This is a genomic window from Campylobacter concisus, assembly GCF_002914005.1.
Taxonomy (GTDB): Bacteria; Campylobacterota; Campylobacteria; order Campylobacterales; family Campylobacteraceae; genus Campylobacter_A; species Campylobacter_A concisus_N.
In genome coordinates this window covers 1-7,485 of sequence record NZ_POZU01000082.1, presented here as the reverse complement: position 1 = coordinate 7,485, position 7,485 = coordinate 1, and the positions used below count along the sequence as shown (strand labels likewise).

2 protein-coding genes and 1 pseudogene are annotated in these 7,485 nt (G+C 35.9%); all 3 read left to right on the top strand.

Features of this window, described 5'->3' with window-relative positions; translation table 11 throughout:
• Positions 1-202 (top strand): annotated as a pseudogene (locus CYP54_RS09210) (hypothetical protein); the annotation flags it as partial.
• Positions 202-3,066 (top strand): type VI secretion system Vgr family protein, encoded by a 2,865-nt coding sequence (tssI, locus tag CYP54_RS09205; RefSeq protein WP_181001576.1) that lies wholly within the window; start codon positions 202-204, stop codon positions 3,064-3,066. The pseudogene CYP54_RS09210 and the gene tssI, both read left to right, overlap by 1 nt.
• A gap of 227 nt (positions 3,067-3,293) precedes the next feature.
• Positions 3,294-7,157: a beta strand repeat-containing protein gene (locus CYP54_RS09200; protein ID WP_103605014.1), complete on the top strand. Its 3,864-nt coding sequence runs from the start codon at positions 3,294-3,296 to the stop codon at positions 7,155-7,157.
• Positions 7,158-7,485 lie beyond the last annotated feature (328 nt).

Below are 7,485 nucleotides of genomic sequence, written 5' to 3'. Positions count from 1 at the left end.
CAATAAAAAGGCTAGTCCTGGGTTACTTGAGTTTATTAAAACTCCAAAATATAAAGAATTTAAAGAAGAGAAATTTAAATTAATAAAAAGACTATTAGATTATGGACAGGACCCAAAAGATTATGGCTTCTTAAAAAACATATTAATGCTTATAAATGATGAAAAAGATCTAGAAAAAATATTAAACAGAAAGAATAAGTAGTGGATTTTTTAAATATAAATAAAAAGAAGTTAGATATAAAAAATAAAAATAATGAAATAGTAGGTGTTGATAAAAAAAGCAAATATGGGGATGCAACAAGAGCAATAAAAGCTACTGGTGGTGCATTTAGTACTATTGCTGGACCTGGTGGCTTTGTTTATGAGAAAGCTGCCGATATGGCCGAAAGGCAGATTGATATCACAAAAGATAAAGACTACAGAGAATTTAAAGAAATTAAAAAAATGGATCAAGTGGAGTGGTTTAAAAACTATCGTAACCTCACTGACACCGATATTGAAATGTTTGAAAAGGCATTAAAACAAGAAGAAGAAAACGAAAAAAGATTGAAAGAGCAACAAATGGACAAAAACATAACATCACCAACATCATCACTGACTAAGCCTGTCATGCTGGCATCTAGCAATTCAGTGGCAACAGACGGCTTTGTGGACTACGGCGTATCTAACGATACCTTCTCGACTCTTCAGATAGCAAACGAGTCAAACGATAAATTTATCGTTACACGTGCAGATATTTATGAAAATTTAGAAAGTATATTTAGCATAGAGTGCTTTGCTTATATAAATTTGGTGAAAAACCCGCTTTATGAAAATTTAGACACCATCTACAATAACGATAAAAGTTACTCAAGCATATATAAATATCTTGATAAAAGTATAAAGCTAAGCATAAAAAGGCCGTCTTCAACAAATAAAAACATCGTTCCAGATGGTAGCTCAAACGATATGCACTTTAGTGGAATAGTAAGCGATGTAGAGTATCTTGGCGTAGATGATGAGACTAGTACAAATATAGATAAAAAATACTTCTTTAAATTTAAGCTAACTTCGCCACTATATAGACTAAGTATAAATAGAGCAAATAGAATTTATACAGACCAGAGCATTTTAGAAGTAGTAAAAGATATTTTGGCTTTTAATAAACAAAGACTAACCAAAGAGCTGGACTTCTCAAATATCAAAAATAACTACAACAAGAGAGAATTTATAGCCCAGTACAATGAGAGCGACCTAGCTTTCATAACAAGGCTTTGCCATGATAGCGGTATATATTTTTATGAAGACAATGAAAAAATTTATTTTCATGATACATTTATACTAGCTTATAGCAATCAAAATGAAAATTTTACTTCAAGCGATACAAGTAGTGGCAAGGAAGCTAGAAAAGTAAGTTTTAATGTAAATTTGAATAATAATCTAGCAACCGAACACATAAATAAAATAACAAAGAGCGAGACGCTAAAGGCAAATAGCTTTACTCACTCTTTTCAAAACACAGCCTATCCAAACGTACTAGAGAGCAAGACTGAGAAGATATTTAACGAGCAGGTCAATGTATACGATAAGCACATAAATTTAGACGAGTACTCGTTTAGTGATACAAGCTTACTAGAGGTCAGCACATATCTCAAAAAGATAAGAAGCGATATGCTTTTAAAAGAATTTACCGCTAGCTCAAATGTATTTGCACTAAATTTAAATGATAATATTTCGGTAGCTATTGATGCTAGCAAGGGCGAATACGAGTTTAAAATAATAGCTTTAAAGCATACTTATATTGATGAGAGCGTTTTAGAAAATACTTTAAATTTAGGCGATAATGTCCCATTTAAAGATAAAAAATTTATAAGCTCATACACAAACGAGATAAGCATCATTCCAAGTAGTGTAAAATTTATCCCAAGCTACAAGCAAAAGCCAAAAGCACCAGATATCACGCTAGGTCTTGTAGTAGGTCAAGATGGACTAAACAGCCAAAATAACACGATCCATACTGATAGCTATGGTAGGGTAAAGGTGAGGTTAAATGCTTTTAGTACGCAAGAGATAATCGATAAAGACGATGCCATCAACGCAAGCTATCACAAGAGTGCTTATCTAAGAGTTATAACGCCTATTGCTAGCAATAGCTCAGGATTTTTTGCCATACCAAGGATCGGCGATGAGGTTATCATCTCGTTTTTACAAAACGATATAGACAACCCAGTAGTAAGCGGTAGCCTATATAATGCCTCAAATACACCACTTGTAAATGTAGATAGCAACTATCACCAAACATCTCTTAGCTCAAAAACAATTGGTGCAAATGAGACCGGTATAAACGAGATCACTTTATCAAATTTAAAAAATAAAGAGCAAATTTATGTAAAAGCAGAAAAGGACTATGACGAGCTTGTAAATAACGACTTTTCTCAAACAATACTAAATGACAAAAGCTCACAAGTGCATGGAAGCTACACTGAGCGTGTTAAAAAAGCTCACATCCAGACGATAGATCTAGCAAAAAATGTAAATGTCGGAGGCGAGTATCTAACAACAGTTGGACTTTCAAAAGATACAGTAGTTGGTGTCTCAAATACGCTAAATGTAGCTGTTGATAACAATACAAGAGTAGGTCAAGATAGTCATGAATTTGTAGGACATGATAAATTTGTGGAAGTAAAATCAAATCTTAATACGACCATACATAATGATGAGATGAAAGAGGTAAAAGGCACAAAAGAGCAGAACATAGATGGTGGCTATAAGCTAAATTCACAAAAAGGTATAAATGAATTTAGTAACGAGCATATTGTGCTTCAGGCAAATAGCTACATTGATATAAATGCTAAGTCAAATTTCACAACAAAAACAGCTGCCCAGCACACAGAGATTGCTGATTCAAAATTTAGCAATATAGAGACGACTTATGAGGTAAATGCCAAAGATAAGATAATCCATCAAGTAGGTAGCACAAAAGTAACGATAGAAGGATCAAGCGTCGTGATAGAAGTAGCTGGCGTAAAGGCAATATTTGATAGTAGAGGGCTAAGAGTTATCGGTGGAGATATAAAGGCTTTATAAGATCATATTTAAAGACTTACTTTCTATTTTAGTAGGTCTTTAAATTTTTAAATAAAATCAATTTCTACTAAAATTAATGCTAAGAATTTTAAAGGCAAAGGCTAAATTTTAGGGCTACGATAAAAGATAGTCACACAAATATTTCACATGGTACAATAGACAAGCCCTTTTAAAATTTATATAATTCATTCAAAATTTCAAATACTATAAACAATAAGGAGAACATGATGGCTAAAGAAGTCGGAGTAGTTAAAAGCGTAAACGGAGGAATAGCAAGAGCACTTAATGACTTAACAGGAGAGGTAAGACAATTAAGTGTAGGAGATATTGTATACCAAGGTGAAAAGATAGTTACAGAGGGTTCTAACTCTAAAGTAACAATAACTCAAACTGATGGTAAAGATATAACTTTAATAGGTAAAGATACTCTAACTCTAGACCAAGACTCTAATAATAACGAAACAGTAGCTGATATCTCAGCTTTACAACAAGCCATCTTAAAAGGAACAGATCTTAATGCCCTAGAAGAAACTGCAGCAGGTGGTCCACAAGCAGGTGGTAATGGTGGAGATGGCGTAAGCTTATCTTCTACTAGCTTTGCAGAAGGAGGCCACATTAGTAACATAAATGCTAATGTAGGAAGCATAGATGCTTTATCTCTAGCAGCAGGTGGAGATAATAGCTTTGGTGTAAGTGGAGGAAGTGCTGTTGGGGCTGGAACTGGAGCTGAAGCAACAGGACCTGCTTTACCAGCAGGAAGTATAAAAATTCCATTGTCGGCATATAAGGGAGAAAGCACATCTTCTGCACTCTTAGACTCATTTGCCTCTTCTATACCTAATGGATATCACGTATATAGACATACTGACGGTAGAGATTATCTAGCTCCTAATGATCCTACTGCTCCTAGTGCATTTGATTATAAAGAAGGCTGGTATGTAAGTAAAGATGGTAACCTTGCTATCGGTCAAGATAATGCTAAAGACCTAGCAGTAACTAGCACAGCAAAAGCTTCAAACTATCCAGATGATGGTTCAGTAGCTAAGATAGTAAATCCTAATCCAAACTTAAAAGTGTTTGGATCGGATAATGTAGATAATATAACCGTAGACGGCACAAGAATAACGTCTGTGCGTGGAGGAGTTGGAAACGATAACGTTGATCTCAAAAACGGCGCCGAGGCAAAGGGTGTTTCTGGTGGTTCTGGAAGCGATAACATAACCGTAGAAAGTGGCTCAAAAGTAGATACATTACTAGGTGACAATAAAACAAAAAATGATGTACATGAAAAAGCATATCAAGCAAGCCAAGGAAAAAATATAGATATAGAAGACAACGGCGCTGCCGGCGATACCATAAAAGTAAGCGGAACTGGAACGCAGGTCGGATTTATAGGTGCTGGCAACGGGGATGATAATATAACCGTAGATAAAGGCGCTAAAGTAGGTCTTATACAAGCCGACGAAGGAAACGATAAGGTAACTGTAAGTGATAGTGGAACTTATGTTAAAGCAATAAACGGTAGAGGTGGCGATGACGATATATTGGTAGAAAAAGGCGCTAAAGTAGACGGTATAGTCGGAAGATGGGGCAATGACAAGATAACCGTAAAAGATACCGGTACCGTCGTAACCGAAAACATAGAAGGCAACGAAGATAGTGATACTATTAAAATTTTAGATGGCGCGAGAGTAAAAGGATACGTTAGTGGCGGACGCGGTGAAGATCCTAGCGTATACGGTGGAGCCAAAAAATCAGATAACGATAATATCACTGTTGAAAATGCTACAGTTGACGGTAATGTTGAAGGTAGCATGCGAGATAATTATTCCGGTGATGATGGAATGAAATTTAAAAATTCTCAAATAGGCGGCAGAAAGATATCCGGCGGATACGGCGAAAACGTAATGGAAATTTCAGACGGCATGAATTTAAATTCTAAGTGGATTGAGGGCAATAAATTTAATGACAAAATAACCGTAAACGGCAATGCTAATCTAAATAATACATATATCTTAGGAGAAGCCGGAGATGACACTATAACCGTAAACGGTAATGCTAAGGTTAAAGGCGGTAATATCGATACGGGTGCCGGAGCAAACGATAAAATAAATATTAACGGTAATGCAGAGATAGATGGTACAACGCTTCAACTAGGTGCTAGCGGCAAATCTACTGACAGAGCTACTCTAAACGTAACCGGAAACGCCGTATTAAAAGACGTAACGATACAAGCTTCTCAATCTCTAGGCGAGCAATATATGAATTTCCATCAAAGCGGCGAAGCTAAAGTAAAAAGCCTTATGGGTAGCCAAAATAAAGACGTTATAGATATAGCGGGCGACTTTACTTATACTAACGTCGGCAATAATCTTCAAACTCACGGTGGAGACGATGAGATAAAGATGCACGGCGGAGCTACGGTAAAATTCAAAGCAGATATGGGCGAGGGCAAAGATACTTTAACAATAGATAATGCTACATTTAAAGATTCTCTTGTGAATATGGATGGTGGTAACGACGAGATAAATATAAATGCCGGAGCAAATTTAACTAATACAAGAATTTATACCGATGATGGTGAAGATAAAGTATATGTAAGAGGCGGTACGTTTAGCGAAGCAGAGATCGGACTAGGCAAGGGTAAAAATGAAGTAAATATAGAGTCTGGTGCGGTATTTGGCGACCAAGATGCTAGTCTTAATGCCTTTAATGAGCATAAAACTTATATAAGATCAGATCATAGGGATTATTATAGTTCAGAAGATACCATAAATGTTAAAGCCGGCGCTACCGTCAAAAATGCCGAAATACAAACTTACGGTGGAAAAGATACTTTAAATATAAACGGTACGGTTGAAAAGTCTAATATTGACACCGGAAAAGATAACGATACTGTAAATATTGGTGATGGCATAATTAAAAACTCTAATATTGACACCGGAAGTGGCGACGATATTATCAATATTAAGGGCGGTAAATTTAAAGACGTTAATATCCAAACAGGACATGGTACAAATACCGTTAATATCGATGGTACTGGCAATAATATAGAATCTGACAATACTAAGATAACTCTTGGTGGTGGCTGGAGTAGCGGAAATAATACGGTTAATATTAGCGGTAAATTTGGCGATAAAGATGCTAGCTCATACGACAAAACCGTAATTGGTGCATACGGTAGTGCCGTTGCTAAGGATACGGTTAATATTAAAGATGGTGCCGAGCTACATAATACAAGAATAGATCTTCATAATAATGACGACGTAATTAATATAGGTGCTGGTGCTACTGTTAGGCACTCTCAGCTTATAACTGGAAATCAAAGTGACACTCTAAATATCGGAGACGGAGCTAATATTAGCGAAGGCACGCATATGCACTTAGGATACCATAGTGATACCGCAAAAATAGGAAATAACGTTACTATAGATAATTCTGATATCTATATGGATAATGGTAAGGGCGATACAGACGCAAGTACTTTTGGTAACGATACCGTAACTATAGGAAATAACGTAACATTTAAAAACTATGCCGACGTAAAAGGCGGTCAAGGAGGCGATACAATTACTATAGGTAATAATCTAACTCTAGATGGCAATGCTGGTATTTACGGAGACTGGGGCGAAGGCGGCGGTGGAGAGAATAACGCTACTGACGGCAACGATACCATTACTATCGGAGATAATCTAACCGTTAAGAATAACTCTACTGTAAGTGGCGGCGGCGGTAACGACACTATCTCAATTGGCAAAAATGCAAGTATTCAAGATACTTCGACTATCGACGGCGGAGCTGGATTTGATACATTAAAAGTAGCTGATAATAGCATAGACTTTAGTCATGTTAAAAATATTGAAAAACTAGATATGACTAATGGAGAAAAGACAACCTTATCTCTTACAGCTAGTAATGTTCAAGATATATTACGTGATAGTAACGAGAATAAGCTAAAAATAGATGGCGATAGTAACGATGAGCTTACTCTTGGAAGTAGCTGGACTAAAGGTGCTAGTTCTGGTGGTTATACTACTTATACTAGTGGTACAACTACAATCGAAGTTCAAGACCAGATACACGTACTTTAATATCTATACTTTTAATCCCAAAGGAATTTCCTTTGGGATATTCTTTCTTGTCATTAAATTCCTCATAATTTTTTATCTTTTTTCGTTATTTATCTCTCTATTGTACCCCAGTACAATAGACAAGCCCTTCTAAAATTTATATAATTCATTCAAAATTTCAAATACTATAAACAATAAGGAGAATATGATGGCCAAAGAAGCCGGAGTAGTTAAAAGCGTAAACGGAGGAATAGCAAGAGCACTTAATGACTTAACAGGAGAGGTAAGACAATTAAGTGTAGGAGATATTGTATACCAAGGTGAAAAGATAGTTACAGAGGGTTCTAAC